The sequence below is a fragment of the Streptomyces sp. NPDC057249 genome (genome assembly GCF_042669245.1).
In the GTDB taxonomy this organism is placed as follows: Bacteria; Actinomycetota; Actinomycetes; order Streptomycetales; family Streptomycetaceae; genus Streptomyces.
The window spans coordinates 134,224-151,369 of record NZ_JBHUXS010000012.1; the positions used below are offsets into that span (position 1 = coordinate 134,224).

Below are 17,146 nucleotides of genomic sequence, written 5' to 3' on the forward strand. Positions count from 1 at the left end.
GAGGACGAAGCCGGCTTCTCCATGACGCCGCCGCACGCCAAGACATGGTCACCACCCGGCCGGACCCCGGTGGTCCGGGTCCGCGGCCGTTCCCGCAGACGGCTCTCCATAGCCGCGCTGACCTGCTACAAACCCGGCCACCGCTCAAGGCTGATCTACCGGCCCCGACGCGACGACGGCAACCGTAACGGGCGCAAAAGCTTCTCCTGGCGCGACTACCGGGACCTGCTGATCGCCGCCCACCAACAGCTCGACGGCCCCATCGTCCTCGTCTGGGACAATCTCAACGTCCACAAGGCAGCCGGCCTGAGAGAGTTCGCCGAATCCCGCGACTGGCTGACCATCCACTACCTGCCGTCCTACGCACCCGACCTCAACCCCGTCGAAGGCATCTGGTCACTCCTACGGCGCGGCTGGCTCTCGAACGTCGCCTTCAGCACCCCGGAACACCTCGTCCAGACCGTCCGGCGCGGCCTGCGGCACATCCATTACCGCAGCCACCTCATCGACGGCTGCCTCACCTAGATCGGCCTGACCATCCGACCCGCCTGACCAGCAGCACGACATCCCGACTTCAACCTCAGTAATCCGGGAAAGCGTCCACCGCTGGTCGGTCCAGCCGTGGGCCAGCGGCCCGCGTTCCAGCTCCCGTTCCAGCCTCTCGATCTGCGCTTCACCGAGCCTTGGCCGCCCAGGCGATCCCTTCGACAGGACCCCGCCTCGCCGCGCTCGCGCCACTGGCGGCGCCACCGCTCCACCGACCGCTCGCTGACCCGCAGCACGGCAGCGATCTCTCTGTTCTTCTGCCCGGTCTCGAAGCGTTCCGCGGCCTGCAGCCGCACCCGCTCCCTCGCGGCCCTCCCGGCGTCGGTCAACCCGCCGCCCTGTACGTACCTCACGGCCCAGGGCTACCGGAGAGGACCGGCCGCCGTCCGCGAGGTCGACTTCGGACAGATCGAGAACCTTCGCATCGCGCCACGCCGCAGGAGGCGGCGGCATCCCGTGATGGTGCGCAACCGTCACCCGCCCTCCGACTCAACCCTTGCTCTACCTATCGAGAATCGATAGATTTCCATCGTAGTTCGATGGAAGGGTGCGTCATGGGAAAGCTGACAGTGCGCGCACTGCGTGCCGTGCTCGTGGTGGTGCTCACCGGCACCGTGTTCGTACAGGCATTGATGGTGTGGGCGTTGGTCAGCGAGAGTGACCCGGAGGACGGGTCGCTCCCGCTGACTCCCCTGCGCGTGATCACGATCCTGGGCATCGGGACGGCCCAGGTCGCCCTGGTCTGTGTATGGCGACTGGTCACGATGGCGCGACGCGGAACCGTGTTCTCCCACGCCGCCTTCCGGTACGTGGACGTCATCATCGGCGCGATCGTTGTGGCTGCTCTCGTGTGGTTTGCGGTCACGGCCATCAACGCGCCCGGCCAGCGGGACGATCCCGGCGTCACCCTCATTATGAGCGGGATCGGCGTGGCCATTCTGGGAGTCGCGCTCATCGTGCTCGTGCTGCGGATGCTGCTCGCTCAGGCCGTCGCCCGCGACGTCGAAGCGGCGCAGATGCAGGCCGATTTGGACGAGGTGATCTGATGCCGATCGCCGTCGATATCGACGTGATGCTGGCCAGGCGGAAGATGTCCGTGGGCGAACTCGCAGACCGCGTGAGGATCACGCCCGCCAACCTGGCGGTACTCAAGAACGGCCGCGCCAAGGCGGTGCGATTCGCGACGCTCGCCGTGCTCTGCGAGGTGCTCGAGTGCCAACCAGGCGACCTCCTTCGCTGGGAGAGCGAGGACACGGCGAGGGAATGAACCGTGCCTGCCGACGCGTCATCGCCGATCCCGCTTGCCTTTGCTCAGCCTCGCGAGCGTCCCCGGGCCGCAGCGGGGAGATCCCATGCCTGCTGGAGCGTCTGGCTGGCCGAGGTGCCCGGCCCTCGCGATCCGCGTGGCCTACGGCGCCCTTTGGTCGTCATGCATGCGCTGACCGCGTGCACGGTTCTGGCCGGAGCGACCTCACTGATGGCGGTGGGTGAGTGGATCACCGACGCCCCGCCGTCCGTCCTGGAGTGTCTCGGCGTACGGCCCGATCCGTTGTTCCCAAAGCGGTGCCTGCCGGCGGAGGCGACGGCGCGTCGGCTGCTGGGCCGGATCGACGGGGACGCGGTGTGCCGCCGACTGGCCGACCGGCGGTCTGGGGCCGACGGCCAGCTGCAGGCAGTGACGGTCAACGGCAAGACCCTGCGCGGAGCGGCCAGGGCCACGGGCCGCAAGATTCATCTGCTCGCCGCCTGCGGCCACCTCTCCGGCCTGGTCCTGACCCAACTCGATGTTGGCGAGAGACCAACGAGATCACCTGCGCCCGGCCTCTGCCGACGTATCCTTCGGCTATGCCACGGTCTCGCATATCGTCGGCCACGAGAGCCGAGCTGGACGCCGAAATAACCGACTTCGGAGAGGAGCTGGCCGGGCAATCTCATCTACCGGGTCCAACGCATGATGAGTCTCTGCTGAACGATTACACCGTGGCGCTCGACGCGTACGAAGAGGCGAAACATGCCCTCGGTGCTGCGCTGACAGACACGGAGGCATGTTCGTCCGTAAGGCGAGCACTGGACACGGGGCGGGACGCCCTCAGGCGGGTCGACAGCTTCGGAGTCCTCGAGGCACCGCACTCCCCGCTCTGCTTTTTCAATCCGAAGCACGGCCGCTCCACAGCCAGAGTCCCTTGGGCACCGGCCGAAGGTGCTTCGCGGCTGGTGCCCGTGTGCGCGGCCGACGCTGTCCGGCTCCAGGAGAGTCAGCCAACGCGGGGGGTCCATAGGCCCCCGCAGAATCAGGGCCGGAAGCGGAGCGAGCGTGCTGAGCGGCGTCCGCGGCGCCGTGCCGTACGCCTCGACAGTCCAGGCCCCCAAGAGTTCAGGCATCACTGGACCTCCGGGTCTCCCGCTGTGCTCGTTCTGCGCTCCGTTTCCTATGGGAAGCCCATGTCGACCACTCTCCGGGAGATGCGCCGAGGGAGTACCGGCTTTCTCGAACCTCGCGGCCTGGTACTCAAAGCGCGCGGTGAATTCTCTGCACGACTGCCGTTCCCGTCAAGAGGCGGGTCCGACGGAGATGCGGCGTACCGGGTTTCAGGCGGCAAATCTGCCTACGGAGGAATGCGCTCCCAGGCGCCTTACGACACCGCCGACTTCGATGTGGACCGCATCCCGTACTGGGAGACTTGGCTGGAACCCATCAGCGTCTGCCGGGAATTCAGTACCTCGATCACCGGTGACGGCTGGGACGTCATCCGCTACACCGGCGGCAGGGCCACCGCCCGCATCACTCATAGCGGACGAAATGGAGGAATCGTCGTGGCTCGACTGGACCGCCAGTTCCACCCGAAGCAGAAACTGTACATCGCTCATCGACCAGTCCTCGGCGGTGCTCTTCTGTCTCTGCCGCCGAAGCAGCCGTGGCTGGCTGTGCAGTGCGACGGCACCTGGTCTCTCAGCGTTGGTCCCGATGAGGCCGGGCCGCCGACGGCGGTGTAGCACAACGGCACATCAGGGACTCCACGAAACGGGGTGCACCCCAACGTACGTTCAGGTGCCGTGGAGACTCGATGTGTCCTGGCGGATTTTTCGGCGCGCCCGCTACCGGGGACAACGGAAAGCCCACCTACAGCACGTGTTCACCGCCATCGCCACAAACAGCGAGCCTCAGCCGGCGGTCGCCGACCGGAGAAGCACCCCCGTTTCGGCCGCCGACCACCTTCCAGAACTTCGTTGACCAGCGCGGGATCCCCCGGCCGAGATCTTGGCGGTCTGCCCGAGACTGAGTAGACCACCAATATTCTCGACAGAGTCAAGCTAGGTTCTGTCCGGTCGCTCTTGGGCAGTGGGAGGATGTCGTCCGTGCCTCGTAGAACACCAGCTTCGATTCGGCCGCGGGAACACGGCTGGGGTAGACCGTGGGTGCGGTATCGCGATGTCCCAGGTCTGTCGGGAGCGGCGAATGCCGCCGTCCGCGTGCTCGAACGGGAGCGATTGTCTCCGGGCATCGTGGCGGTGGCGCTGAGCGTATGGTCCGTGCGTGTCCACGGCACGAGGCGCCGGTGGAAGCAATGGGAGGCCGAGTTCACCTGCCCCTGCTGCGGTGAGGGTTGGGCCCGGGACAAACTGCAAGACGCTCTGTGCATGCTTCCGCCACGGGCCGCCGGCGAACTCCGGGTGCAGGTCGAGCGCCTGGACGCCGTGCTCCTCGGGCGAACGCATCACGAGCCGACGGAAGACCCGGGGCTGGCGTGGTGGCATCGCAGATGCTGACCGTACCCATGTCCCCCACTGGTTCGTTGGCTCTTGCGTGACTGGTCGGGGGGATCTGGCAGAGGCGGAGTGGCGGCGCCTGGAGCCGCTCCTACCCACGGGCAACAACCGCTGCGGGCGCTGGCGCGATCACCGCCAGGTGGTCAAGGGCATCCTGCACCGGGTGCGAACCCGGGGTGCAGTGGCGTGACCTGCCTGAACGCTATGGGCCGTGGAAGACCGTCTACGAGCGCCGTGCGCCGTGAGCATCGCCGCCGACCTGGGCATCAACAGGAACACCCTGCGGAACTGGGTGCTGCGGGCCCGGGAAGCCCAGGGCGTCGGCCCGGACGCTGCCCGGGACACCGGGACAGTGGCCCGGGCAGCGCAGGCGACGCCGGCCGCGGATGCGGACGAGCGGATCCGGCAGCCCGAGGCCAGGGTGGCCGAGCTGGAGGCCAGTGAACGCAAGCTGGCGTCCGAGCGGGACATAATCCGCAAGGCGGCCAAGTATTTCGCCGGAGAGACGAACTGGTGATGAGCCGCTTCCAGTTCGTCGACGACCACCGGGACGCCTTGGAGGTGAAGCGGCTCTGTGAGCTCCTGGGCCTGAACAGGTCCAGCTACTACAAGTGGCGGGCCGGCCGGGAGGCCAGAGATGCCCGGCAGCGGGCCGATCAGCGCCTGGCGGCAAGGATACGCCTGGTCCACGCGGAGTCCGGCGGTGCCTACGGCTCACCCCGGGTGACCGCCGAGCTCCGCGAGAAGGGCCTGCCGGTCAACGAAAAGCGCGTCGCACGGGTGATGCGGACCTTCTCCATCACCGGCGCCCGCCTGCGCAGACGCATCCGCACCACCGTCCCCGACCCTGCCGCCGCACGGGTTCCGGACCTGTTCCGGCGGGACTTCACCGCCCATGAGCCCGGCGACAAATACATGGGCGACATCACCTACCTGCCTCTGGAGAACGGGGAGTTTTTCTATCTCGCGACCGTTCTGGACTGCTTCAGCCGCAGGGTCGTCGGCTGGTCCATCGCCGACCACATGCGCACCGACCTGGTCGCCGAAGCCCTGACGATGGCGGCCCGCACCCGCAGCGGCCTGAAGGGGGCGGTCTTCCATTCCGACCACGGAGCGCAATACGGGTCCAGGGCCTTCGCCAGCCTCTGCGAACAGTTGGAGGTCACCCGGTCCATGGGCGCGATCGGCACGAGTGCGGACAACGCAGCCTGCAAAAGCTTCCACGCCTCCCTGAAACGGGAGACACTCCAGGGCGCCCGCGACTACGGCGACGCCGGCACCTGCAGAAGGACGGTCTTCGCCTGGCTGTCCCGCTACAACACCCGCCGCCGGCACTCCGCCAACGGCCACCTCAGCCCCAACGAATACGAACGACGACACCACGCCGCTAAGCGCACGCTCGCCGCGTGATCAATGACCGTGTGTCCACCGCCATGGGGGAAGGCCCGCCGTCTTGAACGAGGTCAAGGCACACAGCACCTGCTGGGCCACCGTACTGGACGCGCCCATCTACTACGGCCCCCGCGCCCAGACCACGCTGGAACGCCGGCACCAGGTCCACGGTCTACTCGACCAGGGCGTGGGCCTGCTCGAATGCGCCCGCCGCCTTGAACTGGCCCCGAACACCGTCAAACGCTATGCCCGCGCCGACCGGCCCGAGCGCATGCTCCGTGTCCCCAAGTACCGCGCCGGCCTCGTCGACCCCTACCGCGAGCACCTGCGCAAACGCCGGGCCGAGAACCCTGGCGTCCCCGTCAAGCACCTCTTCGAAGAGATCAAAGCCCTGGGCTTCACGGGCTGCCTGAACCTCCTGCACAAGTGCATCAATCAAGGCCGTGCGGACGCCGACCGCAGCCATGTCTCCCTGAGGCGGCTCGCCCGGATGCTGCTGACCAGGCCCGACAACCTCAAGGCCGAGCAACACGAGCTCCTGTCCAAGCTCACCGCCGCATGCCCCGAGATGACCCAACTGACCGCAGGCATCGGCGACTTCGCTTCGCTCCTTGCGCCTCACGCCCCACAATGCCGACGCACTCTCGCGCTGGATCGCCCAGGTCCGCGGCGCCGACCTGCCTCACCTGCATGCCTTTGCCCGAGGTCTGGAACGGGACCGCGACGCCGTGAACTCCGCCCTCACGCTTTCGTACAGCAACGGCCCCACCGAGGGTGTCAACACCAAGGCCAAGCGGATCGCGCGCCAGATGCACGGACGGGCAGGCTTCACCCTGCTTCGCCACCGCATCCTCCTCGGATAGCAGTACTCTCCGTCACCACCCACTGAACAACCGTCGCACCTCCAGGGTGATCAGCGCCGAGCGCCCGCCGACAGCGACGTCTGACAGCGTGCGGAGATACCGGCTGTGCACCCGAGCGAACTCGCGACCGCAGTCCGGACAAGCCACCCTCGACTCTCGTGTCCGGACAGCGATACGGACCCCGCCGCCCATCGACCACACTCGCTCCGCCCGCACCCCGTCCAGGTGCGGAGATGATCCGTACAAGGTCATCACACACATGCAGAAGGTCCCGCTACCCGTGACGGGGGCGTAACCGGCGCACGGAGGCACACCCTCGCTTCACGAAAATCTTGCCAAAGCCAGGAAAGTCCGTAGCCGACACCGGTGGTGGGTGCCGGTGGCCTCAACACCACGCCGTCAGTGCGCGTTCTCCAGGTTGGAGACGCGAGATTGAAGCGCCGCCGCTTTTTGAGGGCGGAGCTGGCCAACGGACAGTTCATCCGGCTCTCTCCCGCAGGCACCACGGGACCCTGACGCACACCATGCCACCGTCCGAGACGGCGTTCCTCAGGAGCATGTGCAGTCAAGTACAGAACGACGGACCTCACAGCGCGTTATATACGCCCGTACAAGGGAGTCGGCGCCCCGGGACAGTCCGAGGCGCTGTGCACGAACACGGACTACCGAAGGCCGTGCGCGCCGCGCAGGGCTTGGACGGTGGGGCCGAGCTCGGGGTCGGCGGCGAAGGTATTGAGTACTGAGGAGAGCACTTCCACGTAGGTCACGCAGGCGTCCTGGTAGCGCCGCCGGCCGTCCTCGGTGATGACCGCGTAGACGCCGCGCTTATCCGACGGGCACAGGTCCTTGTGGGCGTACCCGGTTTTCTCCAACCTTCCCACCAGCCGGGTTACCGAGGACTGCCCGAGGCCTACACGCTCGGCGAGATCCTGCATGCGCAGTTCGCCGTTGTCGGCGCGGTGGAGGTTCTCCAGGGAGCGGAACTCGGACAGGCTGATGCCGTGGCGGCGCTGGAGCGCCTGGGACAGCTCGCGCTCCACGCGTGTGAAGAGCACGAGGGTGCGGCTCCAGAGCGCTTGGTCGGAGGCGTGGGCGGGTGCGGGCTGTGACGTCTTCATGGGTGCCTCCTCAAGATGTGGTTGACAGAAGAGTACATGCACATGCAAGCTCTTCCATGCCCCGCCGCATTATCCCGGGGCGCCGCGCAGCGTCATAGAAGTTGCACGTACAAGCAAATAGTTTGAGTGGAAGGGTTCTGTCATGCACTGGCTCTATCTGGGCATCGCTGTCGTGTTTGAGATCACGGTGGCCCTGTCGGCGGGCAAGGCCAACGGATTCACCGACCGGAAGTGGACGGCGGCAACGCTGATCAGCGGTGCGCTGGCGACGTTCGCGCTGAGCAAGGCACTGCTGACCTTCAACGTCGGCGTGGGGTACGCGCTGTGGACCTCGGTGGCCGGTGTCGGCATCAGTCTGCTGGGAGCCCTGCTTTTCGGCCAGCGGCTGAACTGGGGGAAGGCGCTGGGCATCCTCGCGGTGATCGGCGGGGTCGTAGGTCTGCAGCTCAGCGGCGGCGCCTGACCCTCAGCTGTCCGGCCGTCCGTTCCCCGACCTGCTCTCACCATTCTCCCGAAAGGACCTCGATCCCCATGTCTTCCTCCACCCCGCCCGCCTCCCGTTCCTGGACCATGCTTCTGCTGGCCGGAGGGTTCGAAGTCGTCTACGCGCTCGCCGTCGGTGGCAGCGAGGGCTTCTCTGTGCTGGCCTGGTCCCTGATCGGCATCGTCTTCTTCCTGCTGACCCTATGGGCGCTGAGCCAGGCGCTGCGCACCATCGACGTCGGCATCGGATACGCCGTATGGGCCGGCATAGGAGCGGTCGGCGCGGCCGTGCTCGGCCCGGTGTTCTTCGACGAGACCCTCACCAGCGTGCAGTACCTGTGGCTCGGCCTGATCATCGCCGGTGTCATCGCCCTCAAGCTCGCCGACAGGCCTTCCACCTCCAAGGCCACCACAGAGCAGCCCCAGCAGCATCAGTCCACGAGGACCTGACGCCCCCGGCACCATCGACGCCCGGCCTCGCCCCTCCCGGCCTGGCAATCCACCAGGACAACGGGCGGGGCGCTGGGAGGGAACCAGGCGGGCCGGCGCACCAGGCTCGACGCGCCGTCGTAGTGCCCGGCATGGGCTTCGCCCATGGCGGCCAGCCCCGGTGGCATCACCGTAGGCTGCTCGCCACACGTCTCGCCCGGGACCCCGCAGCTGGGCGAACCCGCACATCGGACGTAAACCTGGCCCCTGAGGTGATGACAGGGACGGCCGGAGGGGACGAAAAAGGAAGGCCCTCAAGATCTGCCATCAGCGCGGCCAGACCGACTTCTCATCCGCTCGAAGCGGAGATGCCCACGAGCTCTGCAGGGAGCGAAAACAGCGCATCGGCCTTTGAAGCGAGCCCTCGAGGAGCGAGCTGCTTCAGACGTCGGACACCCTCCGTCCCATCGGACAGGTCGGCCCTTTCCAGACGTAGCTCGATCAGCGAGCGATTCGGTGTGACCACTGATCGGCTGACGGGCCTGTGCAGGGTCTGGGTGGGCAACGGACAGTGAAGCTTCCCCCTCAATGTGGAGACCTGGAGACCGGGTCCAGAGGTTCCAGAGCAAGTAGCACCAGGTGGGCAGCATGTACACGAAGCGGGACACCGAGGAGTTCAAGCGGGACGCGATCGCGCTCGTCGACTCCCTGGTAAAGACGGTCACCGCCCTCGCCCGAAAACGCGGCACCGGCTCCGAGTCCCTGCGCGGCTGGTAGCGCCAGGCCAAGGCCGTCCAGGGGGAGGGCGCCCCGGGTGAGCTGACCAGCGCGGAGCGTGAGGAACTATGCCGGTTCCGTAGACAGAATCGCGAACAGCCGCAGAGCATCGAGATCCTGACGAGTAGGCGTCGGCCTTCGTCGCCAAGGAGAGCGACCGATGACCACGTTGTTCCGGTTGACCCACGCGGAGCAGGCGAACTACCCGATCGTGCTGTTGTACCGGTTGCTGCACGTGACCCGCTCCTCCTCCTACGCCTGGCGCAGGGGCGAGGCACTACTGGCGCCGGACGGCTGCGGACCGGGCTGCCCGGCAGGTGGCCGACGCGAAGCCGGCCGTCCGGATAGGGCAGTGAGCCGTGCCGATCTTGGTCAGTTGGCGAGTTCGAGGGCGACGAGGGCTCGGACGATGGCGGTGATCCGGATGGTGCTGCAGCGGAGTTCGCGCAGGAGCCGCCAGCTATTGAGGGTGGCCATGGCGGGTTCGCCGAGACTGCGGCTCTTGGCATGGTCCCGGTCGTGACGCCGGCGCCGGCCGCGCAGGCTCCTGCCGCGGAGCGGGACGCGGATGGCGGCGCCTGAACTCTGGATGCCTTGTCGGCCCAGTACTTGATGTTACTGGCGATCAGAGCGGCCGGAATGTCGTGGGTCCGGGCCGCAGTCAGGTCGTGAGTGGCTCCCGGCAGTGCGTCCGAGGCCCAGATCAGACGTCCGGCCTGGTCGGCGAGAAACTGCACGTTCATGCCGTGATGCTTCTTCCCGCCTGAGTAGTACGGGGCGGTCGGCGGCGATGCGGTCGATGGGCATGTGCGTGCCGTCGGAGGGCACGTAAGCTTTCCGGCGAGCCGTGTCCATGGCCTGCTCCAGCGTCGGGGCCAGCGCGGCCAGGAGGTCGACGGCCTCGCGGATGTAGCGGTAGGCCGTCGCGACTCCGATGCGGAAACCCCGCCAGGCGGACATAGGTGTCACCGCAGCGCAGGTGTGCGAGCACGCGCAGGGCCTGTCGGCCGCAGGTGGAACGGTGCCACCGCGAGCCCCGCCGACATCCAGCACGGCTACGAGTTCGACGTGCACTGAGCGCTCCGCGGCCCGTGAGCGATATCAGGCGGTGCCGTTCACGTGACGCGCCGGCCCCATCAATTGGGCGTCCAAGCCGGCGGCGGCCGAGAGGACCCGCACAGCGTATGTCCGCATCCACCCCATGCTTGAACTTCGACCGCTCATAGCCAGCCCGTGGTCCGCTACAGGACGCCTTCACCGAACGGCTGCTCGCGGACCCGGCCGCGCCGTGCGCTCCCGGGTGCGCGACACCCTCGAACAGTGCTCGGAGGCCTTCTTCGACGACGCCTCCGACGCGACTGCTGTGCGCCACCGACGACAAGCACCCCCACTCAGCTCGACTGACAGCCCAGCGCGGGCTACGCCACCCACACCTGCCCCAAGCAGGCGACCTGGTCATCACTCCCCCGGTCGCACGGGCTGCCGTGGTTACGTAGGACACAGGCTTCGACGCCACCAGGTCCGCAGGGACAGCCTGCCGCGGCCCGTGCTCACTGACCGGCATACCCTGCATCGGGGACGTACGGGGTCTCGGCCACCCGTAAGGCCCGTATCGGGTCGCGGTCAATGCGGGGGCACAGCCCCTGTTGATCTTCGTTCTGGTAGACCGTCTGGTGTGGCCGGAGTCTGTGCTTGCACCGGCCGGAATAGGCGCTCACGGTCGCTGGTTGCAACGAAATGTGCACTATCCTCAGGAGCCGCCCAGCGGCATACACCCTCTACTTGCAGGGCGCTACAGCCCTAACCGGTTCGATCCGTCAGCGGTGATTGACGACTACGCCCTCGGGCTGCTGCTGGAAGCGGCGCGGTGGGCGCCCTCGGCAGGGAACTGCCAGCCGTGGGGCTTCTTCGTAGGCAGGCCCGGTGAGCTGGAATATGATCGGGTGCTCCCTCACCTTGCACCGAGTTCGGCCCGCTGGGCGACGGATGCGAGCCTGCTAGTCGTGACACTGACGCGCCGTCATGTCGATGACACTCAACTGCCTTACTCCGAGTTCGCGGACTACGACCTCGGCCAGGCCGTCGCCCACATGACTGTCCAGGCCCAGGCCCTGGGACTCGCCGTGCACCAATTCCGGGCCTTCGACCTGGAAGGGCTCACCAAGGAGCTTGACCCGAACCCGGGCTGGGTGATCGTCTCCATGGTCGCGGTGGGAAGGGCGACTGACGGGCCCTCAGGACTGCGTGACCGGCGTAGCGTCGCACATCTGCGCTCTGCCCCCTGGTCGCCAGCGGAGTAGGCGGCGCGTCGGACCGGCGGTGCCCGGCATCACCCGTGGTGGCTGCTGCGGATGTCGTCTTCGGATCGGGCCGGGATTGGCCGTCTGTGCCCGGGCGACGCCGTATGACGCCGACGGGGAACTGTCGCTCATCTACCTGGACGGAAAATACAGCCACGCCGTACGCCGCAGTGCCTTGCTCAAGCCCGGTGCCGAGGCTCAGGGCGGGCTGTTCGTCACCGCCATGGTACGCCCTGGGTGCCGAGCACCCAACAACTCAACTGCGCCGACGCAGCCGTCAAGGCCGTGAACAGTCGGCACGGCAGCCCGCTGTACGCACGGATCGATCTCGTGCCTGGAGTGCGAAGTGATTGTCCCCTCACTGTTCCTACTCACAGCAACACAGCCGCCGACGACCTGGCCCAAGCCCTTTTCCGACGCCTCCCGTGGTCGTGATCACTCACTTGTCTTCTTGAGGCGCCGCCCGCAGATGAGGTTGCAGGGGAGGGAGACGAAGGCTTCGTGGAGTTCGGCGCGGCGAGATACTGCCGTACGCCCGCCAGCTCTGGAAGGAAACCCAGGAGCTGACCAGCCAGCACCACTACACCCACGACTATTACCTCAAGGCGTGGGCCCTGTCCCGCCCACGCCTGCGGGCGGACTTCCTGCTCCTGGACGAAGCCCAGGACGCCAACCCCGTCATTGCCGACCTTGTCCAGAACCAGGACGCCCAGCGGATCGCAGTCGGCGACTCGGCCCAGGCCATCTACGGCTGGCGCGGCGCCGTCGACGCGCTCGCCACATGGCCGGCACAACTGCGCCTCTACCTTCAGCAGTCCTGGGGATTCGGGCCCGCCATCGCAGACCACGAGAACCTGCGGCTGACTCAGATCGGCGCCCCCATCCGGGGTCCAGCCAAGGTGAGCCCAAATGCCGTCACGAGATGATCTTGAGGTAGGCGGCTGGTCGGCCCTGGTGTCCTATCTTTGACCCACGGTGCAAAGTGTGCCGGGGGATCGCTGTTTACTGGTCGAGGTTGCTGACGCGGTTCGCGTACTCGCGGCGGGCCTTGCACTGTGCCGGGATCGCCGCGGCGTTGTCGAGCGGCTGGCAGCGGTCAAGGAGCTGGCGGTGTACCGCCGGGATGGCGCTGACGCGCAGGGTGTAGCCCTGGCCGCGTCGTACGATCATCCCTTGGCCGAGCGCGGCCCGTTCGGCAGGTTCCAGGTCGGCCGCCCGGAGGAAGTCGGCGACCTTGCCCGGCATGTCGAGAGTGACCAGCAGCTCGGGAGCGGGGATGTCCTCCTCGATGGCGGTGTGGTCGGGCATAAGGTCGGCGACGGCCGTGCGGATCGCGCCGCGGCTGACGCCGTGGCCGCGTGCAAGGGCTGCGATGGAGCGGCCCTCCAGGTACGCGGTGCGCACGGCGTCGGTCTTCTCGGCCGCCACGGCGGGGCGTCGGCCGCCCTTGTTGCCCGTCGCCTCGGCAGCCCGGAGCCCGTCGTACGTAAGCTCCCGTTGGAGGTCGCGCTGGAGTTCGCCGGCGGCGGCGAGGGTCTGCACCATGAACTTCACGGTGGACAGCAGCTCTCCGGTACGCGGGTGGCGGGCGGTCAGGTCCATGGCGGAGGCCGAGCCCGAGGCGCTTGAAGCCCTGATCCGAGGCGTCCTCGTCCGGACGATCGACGCAACCGGCTATCTCACGGAAGCGGAAGAGGCGGTGGCCGCCGCCGCTTTGATCGCGGCGCAATGCCCGGGAGGCGAACCCGTCGACATGTCCTACGGCCCGGAAAAGCCCATGCCCGTGTTCCCTTCCGATCTTCGGATACTCGCCGACGAAGCCCTCGCCCGCATCGTCGACGACGAGGATGGGCCGGCCTCAAACTGGGGCGACCCGGAGGACTGGAAGCAGTGGCGAGCGATACTGACGCGCCTTCGCGCAGTGCTTGCTCCGCCACCCCCGTCCATTGCTCTCTTCGACGTCCAGCCGTAACGGAGCGTCACTCAGCACGGAAGCTGAGCCAGAACCCGAGAATGGACAGCAGATGTTCACCACTTCGGGAGGCACGAGAGTCTGGTGCTGTTCGATTGCCGGACGGCTAGAAGAGGCCAGCCGAGGTGCTCTGCGTGAGGTTTTCGAGGATCGTGCGCAGCCATGGGCTGCGCACGGCTGGTAGTCGGACCAAGGCACTGGCGACGCCCGAGCGAGGCGGGCCGGTGGGCAGCGGGCGGGAAGCCGTACGCATCGTCGGTGCGAGCGCACAGCGAGACCGTGCTGCGGAGCTTCTACGACTTCCACCGCGACATCGGCACCGGGCCGATCCTCAACCCGTTGCCGCTGGGCCGGACGCGTCGCGGCCGACGGGCCCACGCCCACCGCAATCCGATGGACCCGCCCCGCAACGAACGCACTGGGCTCTACCGGCCGAGAGTGCCCAAGAGGGTGCCCCGTAGTGTCCCTGATGAGGAGTTCAACGAGATCTTCGCCCGGCTCCCGTCGCACCGGGACCTGGCGCTGGTCGCCTTCTATGTCTCCACCGGCCCGAGCCGGCGAACTGCTCAGCACCTGGCAGGCGGGCGTCGATCCGGGACGCCAGCTGATCTCGGTGGTCCGCAAGGGCACCCGCGAAGTCCAGGAACTCCCCGCCTCGATTGACGCTTTCGTCTGGCTGCGGCTCTACCAGCTGGAGATGGACGACGCGATCCCACGCGGGCAGCGCCTCCCGGTGTGGTGGACTCTGCGCTCACCATCGAGACCGCTGACCTACCACGCGGTTCACCGGATGTTTGAGCGGGCGAACGCCAAGGCGGGGACGTCCGCGACGCTGCACGCGCTACGGCACACCGCCGCCTACCGGATGGCCGAGGATCCCAGTCTGCCGCTCACTGATGTCCAGTTCGTCCTCGGTCACGCCCAGTTGACCACGACACAGCTCTACCTCACGCCCCGCAAGGAAGTCGTGATCAGGCGACTGCTGGCCCACCACGCCGAACAGGCGCGGCAGGCAGCCGCCCGCATCGCGCCGCCTCCCGCAGCTGACTACCGGCCGGAGAGCCTCGAGGCGCTGTTCGGAGCCGGAGCCCGATGACCACCATCTTGCCGAAGGACGCCGACCGCGCACTGGCTCTCGGAGTTTCGCGTGGGCGCAACCGCGCAATGGCCGCCCAGAAGCGCTTCCCAGCCCGCACCGTTCCTGACAGCTGGCCGGGCACCGAGCGCTCGCGCGCCGAGGCGGCCCGACTGCTGTCCCGGCCGCCCTACACTCTGAAGAGCGCTGGCAGCGAGCTGCACCACAAGCACGGCATCGTGATGGTGCTGGATTGGCTGGAAGACCATCCCGGACAGACTTGGCAGGAACGGTGGCAGGCCAGCGGCATCGAGCAGGCCGGCGCCGCCTGGCGGCCGGTGATCAAGCAGTGGTTGCACGAGCGCGGCCTGAAGGCAGCCTGGCGCATGCCGGTGGTGGGCCGGGCCCTGACGACGGTGATCAGCGCTGAGCTGCTGCGGCCGTCGGTGGACTGGCTGGCCGCCGGAGCCAGCCGCCAAGGAGTGCTGGTCCGCTCCATGGCACACAGCCGAGACCCAGCCGGATTTGAGCGCCTGCGAGAGCTGGGCGCTCAGGCCCACGGTGTGCGGCCGGGCGCCGTCAACACGACGCTCTGCCGCAGCGCCCTGATCCTCGCGGCGAAGGGCGGCGCGCTGGCTGACATCACCGTCGGCGACGTGCTGGAGCTCCTCGAGACCCAAGCCGTGGTGCTCAAGCGGGCGATGGCGGGGACCGAGGTATTCTACCGCCTGCTGCACCAGTTCGGGGCGCTTGGGGAGGGCGCCCCGCAGAATCTGCGCGAGGTCCGTAACCTGGGACAGCGGACGCCGGAGGAGCTGATCGACCGTTACGGACTGACCTGCCGTCCCGTCCGTGACCTGCTGGTGGACTATCTGCGGGAACGCCAGCCCGCGCTGGACTACAACAGCTTGAGGTCCCTCTCCTACCACCTCGGCAAGTGCCTCTGGCGGAACATCGAGCAGCATCATCCCGATGCCGACAGCCTCCGCCTCGCCCCGGACGTCATCGGGCAGTGGAAGCAGAGGATTGCCACCAAGGACAAGACCGTCATCGGTCCCGACGGCCGGCGCACGAGCGCAAAGGCCGAGCGGCTCAATCACCGGGACACGCTCACCCAGGTGCGGGCCTTCTACCTCGACATCGCTCAGTGGGCCCTTGAAGAGCCCGGCCGCTGGGGCCCGTGGGTAGCACCGAGCCCGGTGAGGGCTGACGAGTTGGAGCACCGCAAACTACAGCGACGACGCAAGGCGAGGATGGACGCCCGCACCCGCGAGCGCCTGCCGGTGCTGCCGATTCTTGTCCGCTCGGTCGACCAGCGCCGCAGGGACGCCGCCGCGGTGCTGCAAGCCGCCCGGCACACCAGCCCCGGCGAGGTGTTCGCCGCTGCCGGTCAGCGACTCGTACGCGCCGTGGTTCCACACGGAGCGGCCGGCCGGATCTGGGCAGAGAACCCTGACACCGGCAAACGCCGCGACCTGGGGCTTGAGGACGAGCGGGCCTTCTGGACCTGGGCCGCGGTCGAGGTACTGCGGGCCACCGGCATCCGCATCGAGGAACTAATCGAACTCAGCCACCACAGCCTGGTCCAATTCCGGCTGCCCACCACTGGTGAACTCGTCCCCCTCGTTCAGATCGTCCCATCGAAGACGGACACCGAGCGGCTGCTGCTGGTCAGCCCCGAGCTCGCCGACGTCCTGAGCGCGATCATCTGCCGAGCTCGAGACAGCTCCGGGGCCGTTCCCCTGGTCCGTTCCTACGACCGCCGCGAATGCGAGTGGCAGGAGCCAGCCCCGTTGCTGTTTCAACGACGCATCTCCGGCGAGGACCGCGCCTTCACCGACGAGACCGTCCGCACCATGCTGGACCGAGCCCTCATCGCCACGGGCCTGACCGATACCATCGGCGACCCACTGCGCTACACACCGCACGATTTCCGCCGCCTGTTCATCACCGACGCCATCCTCAACGGACTGCCGCCGCACATCGCCCAGGTCATCGCAGGCCACCAGGACATCAACGTCACCCTCGGTTACAAGGCCGTCTACCCGGAAGAAGCGATCCAGGCGCACATGGCCTTCCTCGCCCGTCGCCGATCCCTCCGCCCGGGCGAGGAGTACCGCGTCCCCACCGATGATGAATGGCAGGAGTTCCTCGGCCACTTCGAGCGGCGCAAAGTCTCCATCGGCGCATGCGGCCGCGCCCTTCGGCACCCCCTGCATCCACGAGCATGCCTGCGTCTGCTGCCCGATGCTCTGGCCCGACCCTACCCAGAGCCACCGACTCGCCGAGATCCGCGACAACCTCCTCGCCCGCATCGCCGAGGCCGAGCGCGAGGGCTGGCTCGGCGAGGTCGAAGAACTCAAGGTCAGCCTCGCCGGCGCCGAGGATAAGCTCGCCCAGATCGACCGGCGTTCCCAGCAACG

General features: G+C 67.7%; 19 protein-coding genes and 3 pseudogenes. 17 read left to right on the top strand and 5 right to left on the bottom strand.

What is annotated here, in order from left to right:
- The first annotated feature begins 21 nt into the window (after positions 1-21).
- The gene (locus ACFUJY_RS22820; protein WP_383302730.1) at positions 22-525 is read left to right on the top strand and encodes a transposase; all 504 of its coding nucleotides are present in this window, start codon (positions 22-24) and stop codon (positions 523-525) included.
- Here the strand turns inward: ACFUJY_RS22820 and ACFUJY_RS22825 are convergent.
- Positions 522-899 (bottom strand): helix-turn-helix domain-containing protein, encoded by a 378-nt coding sequence (locus ACFUJY_RS22825; protein WP_383302505.1) that lies wholly within the window; start codon positions 897-899, stop codon positions 522-524. The two genes, ACFUJY_RS22820 and ACFUJY_RS22825, sit on opposite strands and share 4 nt — an antisense overlap.
- 201 nt (positions 900-1,100) lie before the next feature.
- Between ACFUJY_RS22825 and ACFUJY_RS22830 the strand changes: the two genes are divergently transcribed.
- The 8 genes and pseudogenes from ACFUJY_RS22830 to ACFUJY_RS22865 all read left to right on the top strand — a co-directional run.
- Positions 1,101-1,592, top strand: a complete 492-nt coding sequence (locus ACFUJY_RS22830; protein ID WP_383302507.1) for a DUF2975 domain-containing protein — start codon at positions 1,101-1,103, stop codon at positions 1,590-1,592.
- A complete protein-coding gene (locus ACFUJY_RS22835; protein WP_383302510.1) occupies positions 1,592-1,813 on the top strand; it encodes a helix-turn-helix domain-containing protein in 222 nt (73 codons plus the stop codon). The genes ACFUJY_RS22830 and ACFUJY_RS22835 overlap by 1 nt, the downstream gene beginning before the upstream one ends.
- A gap of 162 nt (positions 1,814-1,975) precedes the next feature.
- Positions 1,976-2,446, top strand: a complete 471-nt coding sequence (locus tag ACFUJY_RS22840; protein WP_383302513.1) for a hypothetical protein — start codon at positions 1,976-1,978, stop codon at positions 2,444-2,446.
- A gap of 542 nt (positions 2,447-2,988) precedes the next feature.
- Positions 2,989-3,540, top strand: coding sequence for a hypothetical protein (locus tag ACFUJY_RS22845; RefSeq protein ID WP_383302516.1), 552 nt, complete (start codon positions 2,989-2,991; stop codon positions 3,538-3,540).
- An 811-nt stretch (positions 3,541-4,351) separates the two neighbouring features.
- A pseudogene (locus tag ACFUJY_RS22850) lies at positions 4,352-4,553 on the top strand (transposase); the annotation flags it as partial.
- A 2-nt stretch (positions 4,554-4,555) separates the two neighbouring features.
- On the top strand, positions 4,556-4,831 hold the full coding sequence (locus tag ACFUJY_RS22855) for a transposase (RefSeq protein ID WP_383302519.1): 276 nt from the start codon (positions 4,556-4,558) through the stop codon (positions 4,829-4,831).
- Entirely contained in the window at positions 4,831-5,724 is an 894-nt protein-coding gene (locus ACFUJY_RS22860; protein WP_383302522.1) for an IS3 family transposase, read from the top strand. The genes ACFUJY_RS22855 and ACFUJY_RS22860 overlap by 1 nt, the downstream gene beginning before the upstream one ends.
- Before the next feature lie 43 nt (positions 5,725-5,767).
- Positions 5,768-6,569 (top strand): annotated as a pseudogene (locus ACFUJY_RS22865) (transposase); the annotation flags it as partial.
- A 12-nt stretch (positions 6,570-6,581) separates the two neighbouring features.
- Here the strand turns inward: ACFUJY_RS22865 and ACFUJY_RS22870 are convergent.
- Together ACFUJY_RS22870 and ACFUJY_RS22875 are read right to left on the bottom strand one after the other, a co-directional pair.
- Positions 6,582-6,830 carry a transposase family protein gene (locus ACFUJY_RS22870; RefSeq protein ID WP_383302525.1) on the bottom strand — a complete coding sequence of 83 codons (249 nt, stop codon included), beginning with the start codon at positions 6,828-6,830 and terminating at the stop codon, positions 6,582-6,584.
- Positions 6,831-7,231: 401 nt separating this feature from the next.
- Positions 7,232-7,687, bottom strand: a complete 456-nt coding sequence (locus ACFUJY_RS22875; RefSeq protein ID WP_383302528.1) for a MarR family winged helix-turn-helix transcriptional regulator — start codon at positions 7,685-7,687, stop codon at positions 7,232-7,234.
- Between the two features lie 142 nt (positions 7,688-7,829).
- Between ACFUJY_RS22875 and ACFUJY_RS22880 the strand changes: the two genes are divergently transcribed.
- The 3 genes from ACFUJY_RS22880 (at position 7,830) to ACFUJY_RS22890 (ending at position 9,376) form a co-directional block, all read left to right on the top strand.
- Complete coding sequence (locus ACFUJY_RS22880; protein WP_383302531.1) at positions 7,830-8,150, top strand: DMT family transporter; 321 nt, start codon at positions 7,830-7,832, stop codon at positions 8,148-8,150.
- A gap of 68 nt (positions 8,151-8,218) precedes the next feature.
- The gene (locus tag ACFUJY_RS22885) at positions 8,219-8,620 is read left to right on the top strand and encodes a DMT family transporter (protein WP_383302534.1); all 402 of its coding nucleotides are present in this window, start codon (positions 8,219-8,221) and stop codon (positions 8,618-8,620) included.
- A gap of 627 nt (positions 8,621-9,247) precedes the next feature.
- Positions 9,248-9,376: a hypothetical protein gene (locus tag ACFUJY_RS22890; protein ID WP_383302536.1), complete on the top strand. Its 129-nt coding sequence runs from the start codon at positions 9,248-9,250 to the stop codon at positions 9,374-9,376.
- A gap of 372 nt (positions 9,377-9,748) precedes the next feature.
- Here ACFUJY_RS22890 and ACFUJY_RS22895 read toward each other — a convergent pair.
- A pseudogene (locus tag ACFUJY_RS22895) lies at positions 9,749-10,481 on the bottom strand (transposase family protein).
- Between the two features lie 634 nt (positions 10,482-11,115).
- Here ACFUJY_RS22895 and ACFUJY_RS22900 point away from each other — a divergent pair.
- Together ACFUJY_RS22900 and ACFUJY_RS22905 are read left to right on the top strand one after the other, a co-directional pair.
- Positions 11,116-11,676, top strand: coding sequence for a nitroreductase family protein (locus ACFUJY_RS22900; RefSeq protein WP_383302732.1), 561 nt, complete (start codon positions 11,116-11,118; stop codon positions 11,674-11,676).
- A 614-nt stretch (positions 11,677-12,290) separates the two neighbouring features.
- Positions 12,291-12,602, top strand: a complete 312-nt coding sequence (locus tag ACFUJY_RS22905; protein WP_383302734.1) for a UvrD-helicase domain-containing protein — start codon at positions 12,291-12,293, stop codon at positions 12,600-12,602.
- Between the two features lie 76 nt (positions 12,603-12,678).
- Here ACFUJY_RS22905 and ACFUJY_RS22910 read toward each other — a convergent pair whose 3' ends face one another.
- Positions 12,679-13,278 (bottom strand): hypothetical protein, encoded by a 600-nt coding sequence (locus ACFUJY_RS22910; protein ID WP_383302539.1) that lies wholly within the window; start codon positions 13,276-13,278, stop codon positions 12,679-12,681.
- Here ACFUJY_RS22910 and ACFUJY_RS22915 point away from each other — a divergent pair.
- The 3 genes from ACFUJY_RS22915 (at position 13,277) to ACFUJY_RS22925 (ending at position 17,113) form a co-directional block, all read left to right on the top strand.
- Positions 13,277-13,648 (top strand): DUF4259 domain-containing protein, encoded by a 372-nt coding sequence (locus ACFUJY_RS22915; RefSeq protein WP_383302542.1) that lies wholly within the window; start codon positions 13,277-13,279, stop codon positions 13,646-13,648. The two genes, ACFUJY_RS22910 and ACFUJY_RS22915, sit on opposite strands and share 2 nt — an antisense overlap.
- Before the next feature lie 535 nt (positions 13,649-14,183).
- A complete protein-coding gene (locus ACFUJY_RS22920) occupies positions 14,184-14,744 on the top strand; it encodes a site-specific integrase (protein WP_383302545.1) in 561 nt (186 codons plus the stop codon).
- Positions 14,741-17,113: a tyrosine-type recombinase/integrase gene (locus ACFUJY_RS22925; protein WP_383302548.1), complete on the top strand. Its 2,373-nt coding sequence runs from the start codon at positions 14,741-14,743 to the stop codon at positions 17,111-17,113. The genes ACFUJY_RS22920 and ACFUJY_RS22925 overlap by 4 nt, the downstream gene beginning before the upstream one ends.
- Positions 17,114-17,146 lie beyond the last annotated feature (33 nt).

What these genes read in the sequence shown, in the direction of transcription:
- ACFUJY_RS22820 (WP_383302730.1), top strand. Translation starts at nt 22, where the DNA reads ATGACGCCGCCGCACGCCAAGACATGGTCACCACCCGGCCGGACCCCG.
- ACFUJY_RS22830 (WP_383302507.1), top strand. Translation starts at nt 1,101, where the DNA reads ATGGGAAAGCTGACAGTGCGCGCACTGCGTGCCGTGCTCGTGGTGGTG.
- ACFUJY_RS22835 (WP_383302510.1), top strand. Translation starts at nt 1,592, where the DNA reads ATGCCGATCGCCGTCGATATCGACGTGATGCTGGCCAGGCGGAAGATG.
- ACFUJY_RS22840 (WP_383302513.1), top strand. Translation starts at nt 1,976, where the DNA reads ATGCATGCGCTGACCGCGTGCACGGTTCTGGCCGGAGCGACCTCACTG.
- ACFUJY_RS22845 (WP_383302516.1), top strand. Translation starts at nt 2,989, where the DNA reads ATGTCGACCACTCTCCGGGAGATGCGCCGAGGGAGTACCGGCTTTCTC.
- ACFUJY_RS22860 (WP_383302522.1), top strand. Translation starts at nt 4,831, where the DNA reads ATGAGCCGCTTCCAGTTCGTCGACGACCACCGGGACGCCTTGGAGGTG.
- ACFUJY_RS22870 (WP_383302525.1), bottom strand. Translation starts at nt 6,830, where the DNA reads ATGTGTGTGATGACCTTGTACGGATCATCTCCGCACCTGGACGGGGTG.
- ACFUJY_RS22875 (WP_383302528.1), bottom strand. Translation starts at nt 7,687, where the DNA reads ATGAAGACGTCACAGCCCGCACCCGCCCACGCCTCCGACCAAGCGCTC.
- ACFUJY_RS22880 (WP_383302531.1), top strand. Translation starts at nt 7,830, where the DNA reads ATGCACTGGCTCTATCTGGGCATCGCTGTCGTGTTTGAGATCACGGTG.
- ACFUJY_RS22885 (WP_383302534.1), top strand. Translation starts at nt 8,219, where the DNA reads ATGTCTTCCTCCACCCCGCCCGCCTCCCGTTCCTGGACCATGCTTCTG.
- ACFUJY_RS22890 (WP_383302536.1), top strand. Translation starts at nt 9,248, where the DNA reads ATGTACACGAAGCGGGACACCGAGGAGTTCAAGCGGGACGCGATCGCG.
- ACFUJY_RS22915 (WP_383302542.1), top strand. Translation starts at nt 13,277, where the DNA reads ATGGCGGAGGCCGAGCCCGAGGCGCTTGAAGCCCTGATCCGAGGCGTC.
- ACFUJY_RS22910 (WP_383302539.1), bottom strand. Translation starts at nt 13,278, where the DNA reads ATGGACCTGACCGCCCGCCACCCGCGTACCGGAGAGCTGCTGTCCACC.
- ACFUJY_RS22920 (WP_383302545.1), top strand. Translation starts at nt 14,184, where the DNA reads ATGTCTCCACCGGCCCGAGCCGGCGAACTGCTCAGCACCTGGCAGGCG.
- ACFUJY_RS22925 (WP_383302548.1), top strand. Translation starts at nt 14,741, where the DNA reads ATGACCACCATCTTGCCGAAGGACGCCGACCGCGCACTGGCTCTCGGA.